Annotated in this window: 17 protein-coding genes; 8 read left to right on the top strand and 9 right to left on the bottom strand. The window is 68.1% G+C overall.

Going from position 1 to position 18,006, the window contains the following annotated elements; genetic code table 11:
* Positions 1-151 precede the first annotated feature (151 nt).
* The gene (locus AC5P7F_RS17425) at positions 152-739 is read right to left on the bottom strand and encodes a TetR/AcrR family transcriptional regulator (RefSeq protein ID WP_014645786.1); all 588 of its coding nucleotides are present in this window, start codon (positions 737-739) and stop codon (positions 152-154) included.
* 133 nt (positions 740-872) lie between these two features.
* On the opposite strand from AC5P7F_RS17425, the gene AC5P7F_RS17420 reads away from it, so the two are divergent.
* Both AC5P7F_RS17420 and AC5P7F_RS17415 read left to right on the top strand, forming a co-directional pair.
* Positions 873-2,087, top strand: a complete 1,215-nt coding sequence (locus tag AC5P7F_RS17420; RefSeq protein ID WP_197603027.1) for an MFS transporter — start codon at positions 873-875, stop codon at positions 2,085-2,087.
* Positions 2,084-3,256, top strand: coding sequence for an MFS transporter (locus AC5P7F_RS17415; protein ID WP_197603025.1), 1,173 nt, complete (start codon positions 2,084-2,086; stop codon positions 3,254-3,256). Before AC5P7F_RS17420 ends, AC5P7F_RS17415 begins: the two co-directional genes overlap by 4 nt.
* A gap of 132 nt (positions 3,257-3,388) precedes the next feature.
* Here the strand turns inward: AC5P7F_RS17415 and AC5P7F_RS17410 are convergent, their stop codons facing one another.
* Positions 3,389-5,500: a M13 family metallopeptidase gene (locus AC5P7F_RS17410; protein WP_032959257.1), complete on the bottom strand. Its 2,112-nt coding sequence runs from the start codon at positions 5,498-5,500 to the stop codon at positions 3,389-3,391.
* A gap of 176 nt (positions 5,501-5,676) precedes the next feature.
* Here AC5P7F_RS17410 and AC5P7F_RS17405 point away from each other — a divergent pair, with 176 nt between their 5' ends.
* Positions 5,677-8,739: a bifunctional diguanylate cyclase/phosphodiesterase gene (locus AC5P7F_RS17405; RefSeq protein WP_032959255.1), complete on the top strand. Its 3,063-nt coding sequence runs from the start codon at positions 5,677-5,679 to the stop codon at positions 8,737-8,739.
* Between the two features lie 353 nt (positions 8,740-9,092).
* Here the strand turns inward: AC5P7F_RS17405 and AC5P7F_RS17400 are convergent, their stop codons facing one another.
* Positions 9,093-9,974: a LysR substrate-binding domain-containing protein gene (locus tag AC5P7F_RS17400; protein ID WP_197603023.1), complete on the bottom strand. Its 882-nt coding sequence runs from the start codon at positions 9,972-9,974 to the stop codon at positions 9,093-9,095.
* 96 nt (positions 9,975-10,070) lie between these two features.
* Here AC5P7F_RS17400 and AC5P7F_RS17395 point away from each other — a divergent pair, with 96 nt between their 5' ends.
* The 3 genes from AC5P7F_RS17395 to AC5P7F_RS17385 all read left to right on the top strand — a co-directional run bounded on the left by AC5P7F_RS17395 (position 10,071) and on the right by AC5P7F_RS17385 (position 13,068).
* Positions 10,071-10,481 (top strand): DoxX family membrane protein, encoded by a 411-nt coding sequence (locus AC5P7F_RS17395; protein WP_197603021.1) that lies wholly within the window; start codon positions 10,071-10,073, stop codon positions 10,479-10,481.
* A 31-nt stretch (positions 10,482-10,512) separates the two neighbouring features.
* On the top strand, positions 10,513-11,301 hold the full coding sequence (locus tag AC5P7F_RS17390) for a DODA-type extradiol aromatic ring-opening family dioxygenase (RefSeq protein ID WP_197603019.1): 789 nt from the start codon (positions 10,513-10,515) through the stop codon (positions 11,299-11,301).
* A 117-nt stretch (positions 11,302-11,418) separates the two neighbouring features.
* The gene (locus tag AC5P7F_RS17385) at positions 11,419-13,068 is read left to right on the top strand and encodes a Na+/H+ antiporter (protein WP_046428622.1); all 1,650 of its coding nucleotides are present in this window, start codon (positions 11,419-11,421) and stop codon (positions 13,066-13,068) included.
* A gap of 148 nt (positions 13,069-13,216) precedes the next feature.
* Here the strand turns inward: AC5P7F_RS17385 and AC5P7F_RS17380 are convergent, their stop codons facing one another.
* Positions 13,217-13,465 carry a DUF3297 family protein gene (locus AC5P7F_RS17380; RefSeq protein WP_005415112.1) on the bottom strand — a complete coding sequence of 83 codons (249 nt, stop codon included), beginning with the start codon at positions 13,463-13,465 and terminating at the stop codon, positions 13,217-13,219.
* Positions 13,466-13,555: 90 nt separating this feature from the next.
* Between AC5P7F_RS17380 and AC5P7F_RS17375 the strand changes: the two genes are divergently transcribed.
* On the top strand, positions 13,556-14,098 hold the full coding sequence (locus AC5P7F_RS17375) for a DUF6630 family protein (RefSeq protein WP_481462582.1): 543 nt from the start codon (positions 13,556-13,558) through the stop codon (positions 14,096-14,098).
* A 55-nt stretch (positions 14,099-14,153) separates the two neighbouring features.
* Here the strand turns inward: AC5P7F_RS17375 and AC5P7F_RS17370 are convergent, their stop codons facing one another.
* The 5 genes from AC5P7F_RS17370 to msrB all read right to left on the bottom strand — a co-directional run bounded on the left by AC5P7F_RS17370 (position 14,154) and on the right by msrB (position 17,397).
* On the bottom strand, positions 14,154-14,429 hold the full coding sequence (locus tag AC5P7F_RS17370) for a DUF4031 domain-containing protein (RefSeq protein ID WP_032959248.1): 276 nt from the start codon (positions 14,427-14,429) through the stop codon (positions 14,154-14,156).
* Between the two features lie 13 nt (positions 14,430-14,442).
* Positions 14,443-14,931 carry a hypothetical protein gene (locus AC5P7F_RS17365; protein WP_049408290.1) on the bottom strand — a complete coding sequence of 163 codons (489 nt, stop codon included), beginning with the start codon at positions 14,929-14,931 and terminating at the stop codon, positions 14,443-14,445.
* Between the two features lie 98 nt (positions 14,932-15,029).
* A complete protein-coding gene (gene motB / locus AC5P7F_RS17360; RefSeq protein WP_197603016.1) occupies positions 15,030-15,980 on the bottom strand; it encodes a flagellar motor protein MotB in 951 nt (316 codons plus the stop codon).
* Between the two features lie 3 nt (positions 15,981-15,983).
* Complete coding sequence (gene motA / locus AC5P7F_RS17355; protein ID WP_014645799.1) at positions 15,984-16,838, bottom strand: flagellar motor stator protein MotA; 855 nt, start codon at positions 16,836-16,838, stop codon at positions 15,984-15,986.
* Positions 16,839-16,929: 91 nt separating this feature from the next.
* Complete coding sequence (gene msrB, locus AC5P7F_RS17350) at positions 16,930-17,397, bottom strand: peptide-methionine (R)-S-oxide reductase MsrB (RefSeq protein WP_005415117.1); 468 nt, start codon at positions 17,395-17,397, stop codon at positions 16,930-16,932.
* A 140-nt stretch (positions 17,398-17,537) separates the two neighbouring features.
* On the opposite strand from msrB, the gene AC5P7F_RS17345 reads away from it, so the two are divergent.
* Positions 17,538-17,912 carry a hypothetical protein gene (locus AC5P7F_RS17345; RefSeq protein WP_014645801.1) on the top strand — a complete coding sequence of 125 codons (375 nt, stop codon included), beginning with the start codon at positions 17,538-17,540 and terminating at the stop codon, positions 17,910-17,912.
* Positions 17,913-18,006 lie beyond the last annotated feature (94 nt).

Below are 18,006 nucleotides of genomic sequence, written 5' to 3'. Positions count from 1 at the left end.
TGTTCGGGCGGTTCAGGGAGAATCCGGCGTGGGGACCCAAGCTACTTCTCGGTCGCAAGACCTGGATCCACACGGTCGCCCACGCCGGGCTCTCGGCACCCAAGGTGCCAGATCGGCAAGAGATAAGATCCACGCCATGCGCGGATGGGCCTTACCCCGCCGACTTCAACCCGCGCAACAGCATCTCCAGCGCCGCCGTCGCCTGCCGCAGGCGCACGTCGCCATCCTCGCCCTCGGCGATCCAGAACGCGGCCTCGGCCAGGCTGCCATAGATCAGCGACGCCAGCGCCTGCGCATTCACCGGCGCCACCACGCCCTGGGCAACCAGATGTTCGATCAGGTGCTGCATCGAATGCACGCAGTGGCGCTGCGATTCCGGTGAGGCGCCACCGAGCACCGCGCGCGCATCGCGCAGCACGATGCGCTGGATCTCCGGTTCCAGCGCCATCTCCAGGTACGCGCGGCAACGCTGCACGAAGCCCTCCCAGGCATCGTCGGCGGCATCACTGATCGCCTGCAGGCGCTGGTCGGTCTCGGCATCGAGCTGGGCGACGACAGCCGCCAGCAGACCCTTCTTGTCGCCGAAGTGGTGGTACAGCGCGCCGCGGGTCAGCCCGGCCTGGGCGGTCAGGTCGTCCATCGAGGTGGCGGCATAGCCATGCTCGCTGAACACCCGGCGGGCGGTGGCCAGGAGGGTGGCGCGGGTTTCTTCCATCTCGGCGCGGGTGCGGCGAACCATTCAGAGCTCCTTACATACATAGTGCATGATTATTTACATACGGCGCGTATGAATGTAGCCTCTTATTCATACGCCCTGTATGTATTGTCATGGCGCCCCGTGCGCCAGGCAAGTCGCTGCCTTGGAGAACCTGATGGCCACCCCCTATCGCGACCTGTTCGCGACCCCCGGCACCGCCGGCCTCGCCCTGGCCGGGCTGCTGGCACGCCTGCCGCTGCCGATGACCGGTATCGGCATCATCACCTTGCTGTCCCAGCTGCGCGGCAGCTATGCACTGGCCGGTGCGGTGTCGGCCACCTTCGTGCTGACCTATGCGTTGCTGTCGCCGCAGGTGTCGCGCTGGGTCGACCGGCGCGGGCAGGGCAGGGTACTGCCATGGGCCACTGCGGCCAGTGCGGCCGGTCTGCTGTTGCTGCTCGCGTGCACGCTGCTGGCCGCGCCGGACTGGACGCTGTTCGTTGCGGCGATGCTGGCCGGCTGCATGCCCAGCGTGTCGGCGATGGTGCGAGCGCGCTGGACCGCGACCCATCGCGGACGACCACAGCTGCAGACCGCGTATTCGCTGGAGACCGTGTTCGACGAGGTGACCTTCATCGCCGGGCCACCGTTGTCCGTCGGATTGTCGGTGGCGGTATGGCCACAGGCTGGCGTACTGGCGGCCGCCCTGCTGCTGGTGGCCGGCGTCGCCGCACTGGTGCTGCAGCGGAGCACCGAGCCGCCGATACAGCACTACGAAGGTGCAACATCCTCGCACTCGCTGCTGCGGCAACCGGAGATCCGCCTGCTGGCGTTGCTGATGCTGGCGATGGGCGTGATCGTCGGCACCGTCGACATCACCAGCGTGGCATTGGCCGAGCTGCGCGGACAGCCACTAGCTGCCAGCTGGGTGCTGTCGGCCTACGCGCTGGGCAGCTGCACGGCGGGGCTGCTGTTTGGTGCCCTGAAGCTGCCGATGCCGCTGCCGCGCCTGTTGCTGGCCGGAGCAGCGGCCACCGCATTGACCACGTTGCCGCTGCTGTGGGTCGGCAGTCTGCCGGCACTGGCCGCTGCGGTACTGCTGGCCGGGGTGTTCTTCGCGCCGACGATGATCGTGGCGATGTCGCTGGTTGAACAACGCGTGCCCGAAGCACGCCTGACCGAAGGCATGACGTGGCTGCTGGCCGGCCTCAACATCGGCGTGGCGCTGGGCGCGGCGCTGTCCGGACAGAGCGTCGATGCGGCGGGCGTGCGCAGCGGTTTTGTGGTTGCGCTGGCGGCAGGCGGTGGCGTGCTGCTGTTCGCCTTGCTCGTGCAACGTGCGCTGCGCCCGTCTGCCGCGCCCACATCCCCTGAAGGAACCATCCCGTGAGCGCTTCATCGCCTGCGCATGCCGCGTCTGTGCCCCGCCATCCGTGGTGGGCGGTCTCCGCCGTCGGCCTCGCCACGTTCTCGGTGGTCACCACCGAAATGCTGCCGGTCGGCCTGCTGACTCCCATCGCCGAAGATCTCGGCGCGTCCACCGGCACCGCCGGCCTGATGATCTCACTGCCCGCCCTGCTCGCGGCAGTGTTCGCCCCGCTTGCGGTGATCGCAGCCGGTGGCATCGATCGTCGCCGCATCCTGTGTGTGCTGTTGGGCCTGCTGCTGGTCGCCAACCTTGCGTCGGCGCTGGCACCTGGCATCGGCTGGCTGTTGGCCGCGCGTGTGCTGGTGGGGTTCTGCATGGGCGGCATCTGGACCATTGCCGGTGGGCTGGCAGCGCGCCTGGTACCTGCGCAGCGCATCGGTCTGGCCACCTCGATCATCTTCGGAGGCGTGGCCGCAGCTTCGGTGCTCGGCGTTCCGTTGGGCGCGCTGATCGGGGATGCATTGGGCTGGCGCAGCGCGTTCGTGGCGATGACGTTGTTCAGTGCGGCGGTGATGCTGCTGCATCTGCGGGTGGTTCCCGCGTTGCCGGTCAGCACATCGGTGCGCCCGCGTCAGTTCGTGCAGCAGCTTGGCCAGCGCAACCTGCGGCGTGGCCTGTGGCTGACCGGGCTGCTGGTGTCCGGGCACTTCATCGCCTTCACGTACGTGCGGCCGCTGCTGACGTCCGTATCGGGCGTGGATGCGTCGTGGATAGGTGCACTGCTGTTTGGGTACGGCCTGGCTGGCATCGCCGGCAACTTCATCGCCGGGCCGCTGGCTGCGCGCCATCCACGGGGCGTGCTGCTGGCGATAGCCTCGGGCCTGCTGCTGACGCCTCTGCTGTTCCTGTGGGTGGGAAATACGCCCTCCGCAGGTATTGCGGTGCTGCTGCTGTGGGGTCTGGCCTATGGCGGTGTATCGGTGGGCCTGATGAGCTGGATGATGAAGGCGGTGCCGCAGGCCGTGGAGATCGCCACCGCGTTGTATGTGGCGGTATTCAACATCGGCATCGCAATGGGTGCGTGGGTTGGTGGCCGCCTGCTGGATGGCGTGGGCCTGCATGCGAATCTGTGGGCTGCGGCGGTGTTGGCTGGGAGTGCCCTGCTGATGGCTGCCATCACCCGCAGGTAGATCCACGCCATGCGTGGATTCCTACCCCGTGCCGACCAAGGTCGGCACCCACCAGAGCGGAGTATGTGCCGACGAAGGTTGGCCGCTACCCGGAAATGAAACGGGCGCCTTGCGGCGCCCGTTCCGGTTACATCACCACACCTTGACCCGCTTGTCCGGGGCCAGGTACAGCTTCTGGCCTTCCTTCACTTCGAACGCCGGGTACCAGGCGTCGATGTTGCGCACGGTCAATGCGCGGAACTGGCCCGGGGCATGCACATCGGTCAGCAGCGAGTTGCGCAGCGCCTGCTCGCGGCTCTTGCTGCGCCACGCCTGGGCGAAGCCGAGGAAGAAGCGCTGGTCCGGGCTGAAGCCTTCCAGGGTCTGGCCCGGCTTGCCCTGCAGCGACAGCTGGTAGGCATCGTAGGCGGTACCCAGGCCAGCCACGTCGGCGATGTTCTCGCCCAGGGTCAGCTTGCCGTTCACGTGCACGCCGGGGAACGGCTCGTAGCTGCTGAACTGCGCGGCCAGCGCATCACCGGCGGCGTTGAACTGCTTCAGGTCCTCGGCGGTCCACCAGTTGTGCAGCTTGCCGGTCTCGTCGAACAGCGCGCCGGCGTTGTCGAAGCCGTGGCTGATCTCGTGGCCGATCACCGCACCGATCGCACCGTAGTTCACCGCGTCGTCGGCAGCGCCGTCGAAGAACGGCGGCTGCAGGATCGCGGCCGGGAACACCAGGCGGTTCTCCAGCGGCACGTTCATCGCATTGATGGTCTGCGGCAGCATCGCCCACTCGCTGTGGTCGACCGGCTTGCCCAGCTTGGCGATGTTGCGCTGGTACTCGAACAGCTCGGCGCGCTGTGCATTGCCCAGCGGGTCATCACGGCGGATCTCCAGGCCGGTGTAGTCGCGCCACTTCTCCGGATAGCCCATGCCCACGGTCAGGCCCGTGACCTTGGCCTTGGCATGCGCCTTGGTCTGCGGCGACATCCACGACAGCGCGTCGATGCGCTTGGCAAAAGCGGCGATGATGTTCTTCGCCATCTCGTCCGCACGCTCCTTGGTCCTGGCGTCGAAGTGCTTTTCGACGTAGCGCTTGCCGATCGCTTCGCCGACGGCATGGTTGGCATCGTCCACCGCGCGCTTCCAGCGGTCGCTCTGCTGCGGCGTGCCGCTCAGCGCGGTGCCATGGAAGGCGAAGCGGGCATCGGCGAACTTCTTCGGCAGGTAGGCGGCGGCACGGTCCAGCGCGTGGAACGCCAGGTAGTCCTTCCAGGCGTCCAGCGGCTCGGTGGCGACCAGCCTGGACAGGCCGGCCACGGCCTTGGGCTGCCACACGATGAAGTCCTGCTGGTTGCCCAGCGCCGCCGCATCGAGGAAGGCGTTCCAGTCCAGGCCCGGCGCCTTCGCATTGAAGTCGGCCTGGGTCCAGGGGTTGGCGCCCTTGGTCACGTCGTTGGTTTCTTCCTGGGTGGCATGTGCTTGCGCGATCTTCGTTTCCAGCGCGAGGATGCGCTGCGCCTTGCCGGCCGGGTCGGCGACGCCGGCCAGCTGCAGCATCTGTGCGATGTAGGCCTGGTACTGCTTGCGCAGTTCGGCCATGCGGCCATCGCCCAGGTAGAAATCGCGGTCGGGCATGCCCAGGCCGCCCTGCACCAGGTACGGCGCGGTGCGATCCGGCTGCAGCATGTCCACCGACACCCACAGGCCGAACAGGCGGTCGGTGTAGAAGTTGGTGGCGTTGAGCAGGTCGACGTCGGCGCGCAGGTCGCCGCCGAGTGCGCGGGCCAGCCCGGCCTTGTCGGCGATCGCATCGATGGCCTTCAGCTGCGGCTGCACCGGCGCCAGACCGTGCTGCTCGATGCCGGCTTCGTCCATGTAGGCGGCGTAGTAGTCGCCGATCAGCTTGTCGTCGCCGCTGGCCTGGGTGTTGCCGGCGGCCCCTTCCAGGATGGCGCGGGTGTCGGCCAGGGTCTTCTCGGCAATGACATTGAAGCTGCCGAAGCGCGAGCGGTCGGCCGGAATCTCGGTGTTCTTCACCCAGGTGCCGTTGGCGAAGCCGAAGAAGTCGTCGCCGGCGGCGATGCTGCGGTCCATGCCGCTGGCATCGAAGCCGAAACTGCCCAGCATCGGCTTGGCCGCAGCGGGGGCGGCATCGGCCGGCGCGGTGGCACCGACGGCCGGGTCGGCCGGGCGGTCACAGGCGGCCAGGGACAGGCTGGCAACAATGGCCAGCGCCAGGGTGGGACGGCGCAGCTTGGACATGGACTTCTCTTGCAGCGGAAAACCCCAAGTCTAATCCGCTCCGGCGCCACTGGCCGCCCCCCTGCGGGGCCCGCCCTGTGCAGGATCTGGCTGAACGTGCGGATGCGATCTTCACGCCGTCACCGGGGTGGTGCATGCTGGACCCTCGAGCCCTGCGCGGACACGGGGAGGTGGCCATGCAGGATGGGGTCAGGCGTCAAGAATGGCGTCCGCCGGCCGTTGAGGTCGGGGACGTGGAGGATTCGTTCGCGCATGAAGCCAGCCGACTGCACAAGGAACATCAACCGATGCCCGCGCTGAAACGGGCGTTGGCCCGGCCGCTGCGCGCCATCACCTGGGGCGGTGTGCTGCTGGGCGTACTGCTGGTGACCGGTCTGGCCCTCATGCTGGTCAACGACCACCACCGCCGCCTGGAAGCGGCGCAGCGGCAGAGCCGCGCGCTGGCGGTGGGCAGCGAGCGCCTGCTGGCGCTGGAGCTGCGCAACTTGGAGCGGGCCATGACCGGCATCGCCGCCGACGCCGCGGAACTGTTCCGCAGCGTGCCGGCACAGGCGCCGGCCTTGCTGGATGCCTCCATCGGCGGCGTGCTGCGCCGGCACGCCGAACTGCACAGCATCGTGGTGCTCGACAGCTATGGCCGCGCATTGACGGCCGGCAAGGGCGACCTGCAGTTGCCGTTGTGGACCGATCCGCAACGGCGCGGCTCGGGCAGCGCGCTGTACATCGGCCCACCACAGCGCGCCAGCGACGGGGGCTGGGTGGTCCCGCTGGCGCTGCCGATGGCCGATGGGCGCTGGCTGCTGGCACGGCTGCGCTGTGGCGAACTGCAGCGCATCGTCGGCGGCCTGGATGTCGGTCCCAACGGATTGGTCTCGATCAGCGATGCCCAGGGCTACATGCTGGCCCGCGTACCCGATCCGCATGGCACGGTGGGCCGCCGCTATGACCTGCCGCGCCGGGACCTGCTCGGCACGCAGGCAGTGGTCGAGCTGGGCAGCATGCCCGGCGTTGTCGACGGCGTGCCGCGCATCCTCACCATCAGCACGCTCGAACGCAGCCCGCTGGCGGTGCAGGTCGGCCTGGCCGACGAAGATGTACTCGCACCGTGGTGGCCGTACCTGAAGGCGTCGGTGGCGATCGTACTGGCCTACATCGCGGTGTTGCTGGTACTGCTGTACGCCGTGCGCCGCAGCACCCGCAGCCAGCAGGCGATGGCCGAGGAACTGAAGACGGGCCACGCCGAGCTGCGCCTGGCGCACCAGGTCGGGCGTGTCTGCACCTGGTACGTGGATGAGGACGCCGCGCTGCTGCGCTGGTCGCCGCTGGCCCGCGAGATCTTTGGGGTACAGACCGACGCCTTGCCGGTCGCGGATTTCTTCGCGCGCGTGCATCGCGATGATGCCGCGCGCCTGCAGCAGGCCTTTGACCAGGCCTTCGCCGGCAGCGCTGTGCTCGACCAGGTGTTCCGCCTGGTGCTGCCCGGGGGCGAGGTGCGCTGGGTCGGCGCGCGCGGGCAGCGGGTGGAAGTGGCCGACAGCGAGCGGCGCATGATCGGTGCGCTGACCGACCTGAGCGAACGCTATCAGGCGCGCGAGCAGATGAGCGAAGTGGAACGCCGCTTCCGCCTGCTGTTCGACCGCAATCCTGCACCGTTCTGGGTGTTCGACCCGGATACGCTGCGCTTCATCGAGGTCAACGACGCTGCAGTGCGCCAGTATGGCTACAGCCGCGACGAGTTCCTGGCGATGAGCATCCTCGACATCCGCCCGCGCGAAGGCTGGGACGAAGTGCGTGGTGCCATCCAGCGGGCGCAGGTGGGCGATCCCCCCGACGCGACCGTGCGCCTGCACCGGCGCAAGGACGGCAGTGTGTTCGAGGTGCGCGCACACCTGTCCAAGCTCGACTTCGACGGGCAGCCCGCGTGCCTGGTGCTGGCCGAGGATGTCAGCGAGCGGCTGGCCTACGAGCGCGACCTGGCCTACCAGGCACGGCACAACCCGGCCACCGGCCTGCTCAATGTGCGCGCCCTGACCGAACAGCTGGACGAGCAGGAGGAGGGCTACACCATCGCCTTCGTGCAGCTGCGCGGGCTGCAGCTGGTGGCCGATACGCTGGGCCGCGAGATCGGCGATGCGGTGCTGCAGTCGATGGCGACCCGGCTCGGGGGCCTGGGCGCACGCTGTGGCACGCTGGCGTTCCAGCCGGCCGAGGATTTCGTCTTCGCCATCGGTGCCGAGCACGATACCCAGCGCGTGCTGGACGACCTGCTGCAGATCGTGTCGGCGCCGATGCGCGGCAAGGACTCGCTGCACCAGTTCGAGCCGCGCATCGGCGTGGCCGTGCACATCGCTGGTGACGGGCACACGGCCGAGCAGGTGATCGGCATGGCCGCGCAGGCCGCGCATGCGGCGCGCGCCGAGGGCAACGTGGTGGTCTGGTTCGACGCGGCCGTGACCACGCGCCTGGCCGACCGCCTGCGCCTGGCCGGGCGCATCCATGCCGCCATCGACAACGAATTCCAGCTGTATTTCCAGCCGATCCGGCATGCCGGCGATGGCAGCCCGGCAGCGCTGGAGGCACTGCTGCGCTGGCCGCAGGCCGATGGCAGCTTCATCCCGCCCAACGAGTTCATCCAGCTGTGCGAGGACACCGGGTTGATCCTGGCACTGGGCCGCTGGGTGATCCGCGCGGCGGCGAAGGCGCAGCGCCGTCTGGTCGAGGCCGGGTGGGGTGAGTTGCCGATCGCGGTCAACGTGTCGGCGGTTCAGTTCTTCAACAGCGACCTGGTGGCCGAATTCACCCGTGCCCAGCAGGATTTCGGCCTGGCCCGTGGCGCGCTGCACGTGGAGCTGACCGAGAGCAGCCTGATGCGCAAGCCGGCACAGGCGATGCAGACCATGCAGCGCCTGCACGAGCAGGGCATCCGCGTGTCGCTGGATGATTTCGGCACCGGCTATTCCAGCATGTCCTACCTGCAGCACCTGCCGCTGGACATCCTGAAGATCGACCGCAGCTTCGTCGCCGACGTGGAAACCAATCCACGCAATGCCTCGATCTGCCGCGCGCTGCTGTCGCTGGGCCACAGCATGGGCCTGACCATCATCGCTGAAGGCGTGGAGACGCCGGGGCAGCTGGACTGGCTGGCTGCGCATGGCTGTGACCAGGTGCAGGGCTACCTGTTGGGGCGGCCGGCGCCGCTGGAACAGATCATCGACGCGCTGGATGAGGTTCCCGCCTGATCGGGTTTCGTATGTGCCGGCCAGCGGCCGGCACTACCCGACCGAAGCACGACGGGGCTTCGTATGTGCCGGCCAGCGGCCGGCACTACCCGACCGAAGCATGACGGGGTTTCGTATGTGCCGGCCAGCGGCCGGCACTACCCGACCGAAACATGACGGGGTTTCGTATGTGCCGGCCAGCGGCCGGCACTACCCGATCGAAGCATGACGGGGCTTCGTATGTGCCGGCCGGCGGCCGGCACACCCGACCGAAGCATGACGGTAGTGCCGGCCACTGGCCGGCATTCGCCCAGGACCGGGATGTGTCTGATTGCCGGCCAGCGGCCGGCACTACCGGCAAGCGCCAGACTCGGCTACACCCCGGTGTCCACCAGATGGTCGATGAAACTGCGCACCTTCGGTGCCAGATGGCTGCGGCTGGTATAGACCGCGAAGATGCCGATCGGCGAGGCCTCCCATTCCGGCAGCACGCGCACCAGGCGGCCATCGGCCAGCGCGTCTTCCAGCAGGAAGTCGGGCTGCAGGATGACGCCCATGCCGGCGATCGCCGCTTCACGCAGCACGTCGCCGTTGTTGGCGTGCAGCAGGCTGTTCACCGCTACTTTCACTTCGCCGCCCGGCCCCTGCAGCGGCCAGTGGTCACCGGCGGCCCAGTAGCTGTAGCCCAGGCACGCGTGCGCCTGCAGGTCCTGCGGGGTCTGAGGGGCGCCGCGTGCGGCCAGGTAGGCCGGCGCGGCGCACAGGCTCACCCGCGATTCGCCCAGGCGGCGGGCGATCAGGGTGGGGCCCGGCTCGCGGGTGATGCGGATGGCCACGTCGTAGCCTTCCTCGACCATGTCCACCAGGCGGTCGGACAGGGCCAGGTCCAGTTCCACCTGCGGAAAGCGTTCGCGGTAGCTGGCCAGCAGTGGGCCGAGGCGGGCGATGCCCCAACTGACCGGTGCATTGATGCGCAGCATGCCGGAGGGCTCCAGCGCCTGCGCGCCGATGCTGGCCTCCAGCGCGTCGAACTCGGCCAGCAGGCGCACGCATTGGGCGTAGTAGGCGGCGCCGGTGCTGGTGGGGCTGACCCGCCGCGTGGTGCGATGGAGCAGGCGGGTGGACAGGCGCTTTTCCAGTGCGGCGACCTGGCGGGTAACGCCGGCGGTGGACATGTGCAGGGCCTGGGCGGCGGCGCTGAAGCCGTTGCGCTCGACCACCGCCACGAACACGCGCATCGCCTCAAGGGTGTCCATTGTTGCGCCTTCTGAAATAAATACGGTCAATCGATCGTATTTATCGGCCTGTGAAGGCGCAATAACCTGAGCCCACTCCCTTCTAGGTGCTTTCCGATGCACGCCACGACCGCTCCTGTTTCGCCGCTGGCCCCGTATGGCGCCACCCTGCTGCGCCTGGCACTGGGCGTGCTGTTCCTGGTCCATGCGCTGACCAAGCTGCTGGTATTCACCCCGGCCGGCACGGCAGCATTCTTCGAGTCGCTGGGCCTGCCCGGCGTGCTCGGCTACCTCACCCTCGGCGTCGAGCTGGTGATCACTGTCGCGCTCCTGCTGGGCATCTATGCGCGCTGGGTGGGCCTGGTCGGCGTGCCGCTGCTGCTGGGCACCATCGTCACCGTGCACGGCGCCAACGGCTTCGGTTTCGCCAATGCCGGCGGCGGCTGGGAATACCCGGCGTTCTGGGCGCTGGCGCTGCTGGTGCTGTTCCTGGTCGGCGATGGCAAGTGGACCCTGCGTTCGCGCTGATCGCCGCCTGATCCTGCAACTGGAGAATTCCATGTCCCGCCTGCCTTCGCTGTACATCTCCCATGGTTCGCCGATGACCGCCCTGCATCCGGGCCAGGTCGGTGTGCGCCTGGCCGAGCTGGCGCGCGACCTGCCGCCGCCGCGCGCCATCGTGACGGCCTCGGCGCACTGGCTGGGCCGGCAGCCGCTGGTCGGCGCACATCCGCAGCCGCCGACGATCCACGACTTTGGTGGCTTCCCGCGCGCGCTGTTCGAACTGCAATACCCGGCGCCGGGTGATCCGGCACTGGCCGAAGAAGTGGCCGGCCGCATCGCCGCCGCAGGCCTGACAGTGGCCATCGACCCGCAGCGTGGCCTCGACCACGGCGCGTGGGTACCGCTGCGGCTGTTGTTCCCGCAGGCCGACATCCCGGTGGTGCCGGTGTCGATCCAGCCGCTGCTCGGCCCCGAGCATCAGTTCGCGCTGGGCCGCGCGCTGGCACCACTGCGCGAACAAGGCGTGCTGCTGGTCGGCTCGGGCAGCATCACCCACAACCTGCACGACTGGGGCGACTACCAGGACGGCAAGGAAGCGCCATACGTGCGGCCCTTCATCGAGTGGGTGGAGCAGCGGCTGGCCGCTGATGACCGCCAGGCGCTGTTCGATTACCGCCGGCAGGCCCCGTTCGCCGAGCGTGCGCACCCGACCGACGAGCACCTGCTGCCGCTGTTCTTCGCGATGGGAGCGGCCGGCGAGGGCGGTTTCGGCGCACGCCGCATCGACGCCGGCATCGATGCCGGCTTCCTGGCCATGGATCTATACCGGTTCGACGGGGCATGAGCCGGGGCTGACGCGCGGCGGCCCCGGCCGTCGCGGTCAGGGCCGCATGTGGTAGTTTTTTCCGGGTTTCCGGCGCTGGCCCTCGTGCCTCCCCGCGCGCCGCTTCCTGGAAGAAGCATGCATACCATTGAAGTCGTCCTGGCGATGCTGGTGGCCGTTGTCGCCAGCGGCTACCTGGTTCGCGTCCTCCCGTTCTCGCTGCCGTTGCCGCTGGTGCAGATCGGCCTGGGCGCGGTGATCGCCGGCGTGTTCAACCGCGGCCATGCGCTGGAGCCGGAAGTGTTCTTCCTGCTGTTCCTGCCGCCGCTGCTGTTCCTGGATGGCTGGCGCATTCCCAAGCAGGGCCTGTTCCGCGACAAGGGCGCGATCCTCGAACTGGCGTTCGGCCTGGTGGTGTTCACTGTGATCGGCGCCGGCCTGCTGATCCACTGGATGATTCCGGTGATGCCGCTGGCAGTGTGCTTCGCGCTGGCGGCCATCGTCTCGCCGACCGACCCGGTGGCGGTCGGGGCGATCGCCTCCAAGGCACCGATCCCGAAGCGCCTGATGCACATCCTGGAAGGCGAGTCGCTGCTCAACGATGCGTCCGGCCTGGTCTGCTTCCGTTTCGCGGTGGCCGCGGTGATGACCGGCTCCTTCTCGCTGGCCACGGCCTCGCTGACCTTCCTGTGGGTGGCGGTGGCCGGCCTTGCCGTGGGCGTGGCGGTCACCCTCGGCGTGTCCACCTTCCAGCGCTGGTTGTGGCGCCGCTTCGGCGAAGAGCCGGGTGCGGCGATGCTGGTCAACCTGCTGATTCCGTTCGCGGCCTACCTGCTCGCCGAAGAAATCCATGCCTCGGGCATCCTCGCTGCGGTCGCCGCCGGTATCGCGATGAGCTACGTCGAGCTGACCGGCCGTGTCTCCGGCAGCATGCGCGTGCAGCGCGCGGGCGTCTGGAACATGCTGCAGTTCAGCTTCAACGGCATCATGTTCGTGTTGCTGGGCGAGCAGCTGCCGGGCATCGTCGAGCGCGCCACCACCACCATGAACGAGTCCGGCCACCAGAGTGCATGGTGGCTGCTGGTATACGTGGTGGTGATCAACCTGGCGCTGATCCTGCTGCGCCTGCTGTGGGTATGGCTGTCGCTGCGCTGGAACCTGCTGCGCGCGCGCCGCCGTGGCCTGGAGCGGGGCGAGGCGCCGAACTGGCGCATCGTGGTGGCGACCTCGGTGGCTGGAGTGCGCGGCGCGATCACCCTGGCCGGTGTGTTGACCCTGCCGCTGTTCCTGCCCGATGGCAGTGCGTTCCCGGCGCGCGACCTGGTGATCTTTCTGGCCGCGGCGGTGATCCTGTTCTCGCTGGTCGGCGCCAGCGTGGCGCTGCCGCAGCTGCTGAAGGGCCTGCAGCTGCCAGCCGATTCGGGCGAGCGCAAGGAAGAGGACCTGGCACGCAAGCTGTCCTCCAAGGCCGCGCTGGCCGGGGTCGAACGCATGCGCCAGCAGCTGGTGATGAACCAGAACACCGAGAACGTGCAGCTGTACAACGATGCTGCCTCGCGGGTGAGCCTGCTGTACCAGCGGCACCTGGAGAAAGACAACGACGGCCCCGACGTGGACCCGGAGAAGGTGCGGCGCATGGAGCTGGGCTACCGCCAGCTGCGCAGCGCGGGCCTTAATGCCGAGCGCGAGGAACTGTTCCGGTTGACCCGGCGCGGGGTGATCTCCGATGAGATCTCGCGGCGCCTGATCCGCAACCTGGACCTGCTGGAATCGCGCAAGCGCGAATGACGCCTGGGACCGGGCGTTGCTGACGCTGACGCCTATTCCGCCCTGCCATGTAGAGCCGAGCCCGTGCTCGGCTGCGCTTGCTTCAGGCGTCATGAACCCGGAACGAAAAGCAGCCGAGCACGGGCTCGGCTCTACATGCCGGTGCCGGTTATTCCGGCTTCTGGTCCAGGAAATACACCTCGACCTTGCCCTTGACCTTGATGGTCATCGGATTGCCGCGGCGGTCGCGGGCCTTGCCGGCCTGCACGCGGATCCAGCCTTCGCTGACCGAGTATTCCTCGACGTTGTCGCGCTCGACGTCGTTGAAACGCACGCCAACGCCGCGCTCCAGCGCCTGCGCATCATGGAAGGGGCTGGCCGGGTTGATCGCCAGGTGGTCGGGAGGGGTATCGCTCATCGCTTCATTCACAGTGACGGCCACCAAGGCCGGCTTCAGCGGCACAGGATAAACCGTAGAATGCGGGCCTGCCCCAGAGGACGTTCCGCCATGCCCGACAACAGCGACTATTTCGACTTCGAGGAAGACATCCACGACTTCGACGAAGATGGCTTCGAGGCACGGGTCTGGAACCTGCTGGTGCTGATCAACCCGGGCGACGAGGAACTGGCCCTGCACCAGTTCAACCGCTGGCGCGAACACCTGGCCGAGGACGGGCAGCCGCTGGAGGCGGACAGCGACTGGCTGCCGGCGCTGTTCACCACCATCGCCTGGCAGTCCGGTTTCGATGTGGAGCGCGATGACCTGGAATCGCTGCAGTCGGCGGTGAACGAGCTGTCGGCGCGCTTCAACCTGCAACTGGACTGGGGCGGCGACCTGGACGACGAGGACTTCGCCGAGGGCCTGGACGGCGTGCAGCTGATGTCCACCGCCTTCGACCGCCTGCGCGAGCACAACTACACGCTGTGGAGCGTGGATGCCGGCAGCGACGGCTTCACCGGCGTGATGGCGCTGACCCGCGACGACGACGCGATGCTGGCGCTGTGCTCGCTGCTGAACGTGGAAATCCGGCTGGGCAGCGACCCGTTCTGAGCGATGGGCCGATCCGCCGGGCACGACCCGGCGGGGACGATCTGCTGGGCGCGGCCTACGGCCGGTACTGCGCCCTGGCGTTGGCAATCACCGCTTTGACCAGGTCACGGTCGGTGTGCCGGGAAATCGCCCGCGCACCGAGCGCTATTGCCTGTGCGCGCAGCTCGGCAGTGACGTCGTAGTGCGCACCGCTGGCCTTGTTCTGGAAGGCCCGCGGGGGAATGCCGAGCTGCGCCGCCATCGCGTGCAGCTCGGCCAGGGTGTCGGCCATCAGGTGCGCCCAGCGCTGTCCGCGCCAGGGATGCACCGCGTCATCGACGTAGACCGTCACCGCCGCGGCCGGTTCAGGCCTGCGGCTTGCTGTCGCTGTCAGCGGCCGGGGCGGCCTCGGCAGCGGCTTCTTCGGCCGCGTCGCCTTCGACGGCTTCGCCTTCTTCGCCTTCAGCGGCGTCGACGCCTTCGAACTCGGCAACCAGCTTGTCCAGGTATTCGTCAGCGGTCTGCTCGGATTCGGCAGCCAGGGTGTCCAGCAGCTTCTGCAGCAGTTCGGAGTACTCCAGGTTGACCTTGCGGCCTTCCTTTTCCTGCACGTTGGCCAGGTGCTTGAGCATGGCCAGCATCGGCACCGGGTTTTCGGCGTTGCCCATGGTCTGGCCGCCGATGGCCAGCAGCCACTCACGGCCCTGCAGGCCGATGGCCGCTACCACCTGACCGTCTTCGTTGGTCAGCACGGCATGGTTCTGCACCTGCTGCTGGGCATTCAGGCGGAGGAACGGGCGCTTGGCCTGCTGCTTCTTGCGCTTGTCGCGCTTGGCCTTGGAGTTCTGGGACATGGGGGTGAAATCACCTGGAAACGGAAAGACCGCCATTGTACCGGCCGCACGCAGGCGGGGTCAGATCCCTTTCCATGGAAAAGGGATCTGACCCCGGTTCAACGTGCCACGGGCGCGGCCTCACCTTGCGCGGCCTGCACGTCCGGGTCGGCGGTCGGCGCCGACAGTCCCACCTGCGGGCCGGCACCGGCCAGGGCGGCCGCTTCGGCGGCCTGGGTCATCACCACGATGCTGATGCGGCGGTTGATCGGGTTCTGCGGGTCGGCCTTGTCGAACAGCACCGACGAAGACAGGCCGACCACGCGGGTGATCTTGCTGTCCTCCAGGCCACCGTCCACCAGCGCACGCCGTGCGGCGTTGGCACGATCGGCGCTCAGCTCCCAGTTGCCGTAGCCGCGCTCGGCCGAATAGGCGGTGATGTCGGTGTGGCCGGTCAGGCTGATCCGGTTCGGCACGTGGTTCAGGTAGTTGGCCAGCTCGTGCAGGATCTGCTGCGTATACGGCTTCAGCGTAGCGCTGCCGAGGTCGAACATCGGCCGGTTCTGCTTGTCCACGATCTGGATGCGCAGGCCTTCCGGGGTCAGGTCCAGCAGCAGCTGGTCCTTGAACGGCTCCAGTGCCTGGCTCCTGCTGATCGCTTCCTGCAGTTCCTTCATCAACGCTTCCAGCTGCTGCTTGTCGCGCTGCTGCTGGTCCACCGGCTGCGGCACCGCTTCCTTCTGGTTCTGGAAGGGATCGTTGCTGCTGCCGCGCGAGATGTCGGTGGCACCACCCAGCTTGATCATCGAGGTGCTGGCGCCGCCCGGGCCGGCCATGCCGGGCGCCGGCGTGGCGTTCTGCCCGCTCAGCGGGCTGGGGTTGCGGAAGTACTCGGAAATGGCCGCACGGTCGTTCTTGTTGGTGGTGGCCATCAGCCACAGCACCAGGAAGAACGCCATCATCGCGGTCACGAAGTCAGCATAGGCCACCTTCCACGAACCGCCATGATGGGCGGCGTGGCCGGCCTTCTTGACCCGGCGGACGATGACAGTGGGCTTGGTCTCGGCCATGGTTTACTTGACCGTCTTCAGGTGCTGCTCGAAATCGGAGAAGGCCGGGCGCACGTTCGACGGCAGCGTCTTGCGGGCGAATTCCAGCGCGATCTTCGGGTTGTAGCCGCGCAGGCAGGCCAGCAGGGCGGTCTTGACCGATTCATAGATGCGGCTGTCCTGCTCGGCGCGTGCCTCCATTGCTGCCGCCATCGGGCCGACGAAGCCGTAGCCCAGCAGGATGCCGAGGAAGGTACCGACCAGCGCGCCGGCCACGTGGCCACCGACCTCGACGATGTCACCGCCGATCGAGCCCATGGTGATGACGATGCCGAGCACCGCCGCGACGATGCCGAAACCGGGCAGTCCGTCGGCGACCTTGGTCAGCACCTGCGACGGCGCCATGGCCTCGGCGTGGTGCTTCTCCAGTTCCAGCTCCAGCAGCGGCTCCAGCTCGTGCGGCTCGATGTTGCTGCCGATCATCAGGCGCAGGCAGTCGGTGATGAAGTCGATCAGGTGGTGGTCGGCCTGCACCTTGGGGTAGTTGGCGAACAGGGCGCTCTCGGCCGGCCGCTCGACATGGTCTTCCAGGGCCATGAAGCCTTCGCGGCGGGCCTTGTTGAGCAGTTCATAGAGCAGGCTGAGGACATCGATGTAGTCCTGCTGCTTGTAGCGCGGGCCCTTGAACACGCCGACCATGGCCTGCAGGGTCTGCTTGACCGTCTTGGCCGGGGTGCCGACCAGGAACGCACCCAGTGCGGCACCGCCGATGATGACCAGCTCGTAGGGCTGCCAGAGGGCACCCAGGCGGCCGTGGGCACCGAGGTAGCCCCCGATCACGCTGATGATGACGACCAGGAATCCAACGATGATGAGCATGGGGCGACGCAAGGAGAGGGGATATCTCCTTGTCGGCCCGTCACCCGGTTTTCTGAAGAGGGAATTCTGTGAAATCGGTCAGCGGGGTGTTTCAGCCCGCCACACCGCTTTCCGCGCCGCCACGCTGCAACGGGTCGGGCCAGGGCTCGCCATTGCCGGTGAACGAAAGTGAGACGGAGTTCAGGCAGTGGCGCTCGTAGGTGGGCGGCGGACCATCCGGGAACACGTGGCCGAGGTGGCTGCCGCAGCGCGCGCAGGTGATCTCGGTGCGCACCATGCCATGGCTGGTATCGCGGATCTCGCGCACGTGCGCCGGGTCGAACGGGGCGAAGAAGCTGGGCCAGCCGGTGCCGGAATCGAACTTGGTGCTGGAGCGGAACAGCGGCAGCGCGCACAGCCGGCAGCAGTAGACGCCCTCGCGCTTGTTGTCCAGGAACACGCCGCAGAACGGCGCTTCGGTACCGTGCTGCAGCAGCACGCGGCGCTCTTCGCTGCTGAGGCCGGCGATCAGCGCCTCGGTCTGGGTGGCAGTGGGGGGCGTCAGGTCGAAGGCAGTCATGCCGGCTCTCCGTGGGGTCGATGGCCTGGGGATGCCGGAAAACGTGGGGGTGCCGGCGCGCGCTTGCAAGTGTGACGGCCGTTCATGGGCGGCACACAGGCGCAGGCGCAAGGTAAATGCGATCCACGCCGGAGCGTGCCATGAAACCGACCCTTCCCCTGCTGCTGATGGCCCTGTTGCCCACGTTGGCGCTGGCCCAGGTGCCTGCTGCCGACCCGACGGTCACCCGCAGCGCGACCACCGTGGCTCCGGCGCCGGTGGTACCGCCGCCGCAGGCCGCACGCCCGCAGCCGCAGGTGCTGCCGTCGCCGCAGCCGGCGCAGCCGATCAGGTCCACGGGTCCTGCCCGGATTGCGCCCACCCCGGCGCCGAGGCCGGCCGACAAGGTCTATGACCGCAATGGCCGCATCGTGCCTGGCGTGCGCCCGGCTGGCCCGAACCGGGTGTTCGATTCGCGTACCGGCCGCTATTACGACAGCGTGCCGGCCGGCGATGGGCAGCAGATCAAGCGCTGACCTCGGATGCCAGGCAAGGGTGGCAGCTTCCACACACTGCACGGCCTGAACGCACGAAAACAACATCCTGCCGATCACTGCTTTTTCGCCTGCG

The sequence above is a fragment of the Stenotrophomonas sp. YJH_SMC_105-26 genome (assembly GCF_059368915.1).
Note: the sequence above shows the minus strand (reverse complement) of the source record. Positions and strands in the feature narration are given on the sequence as shown.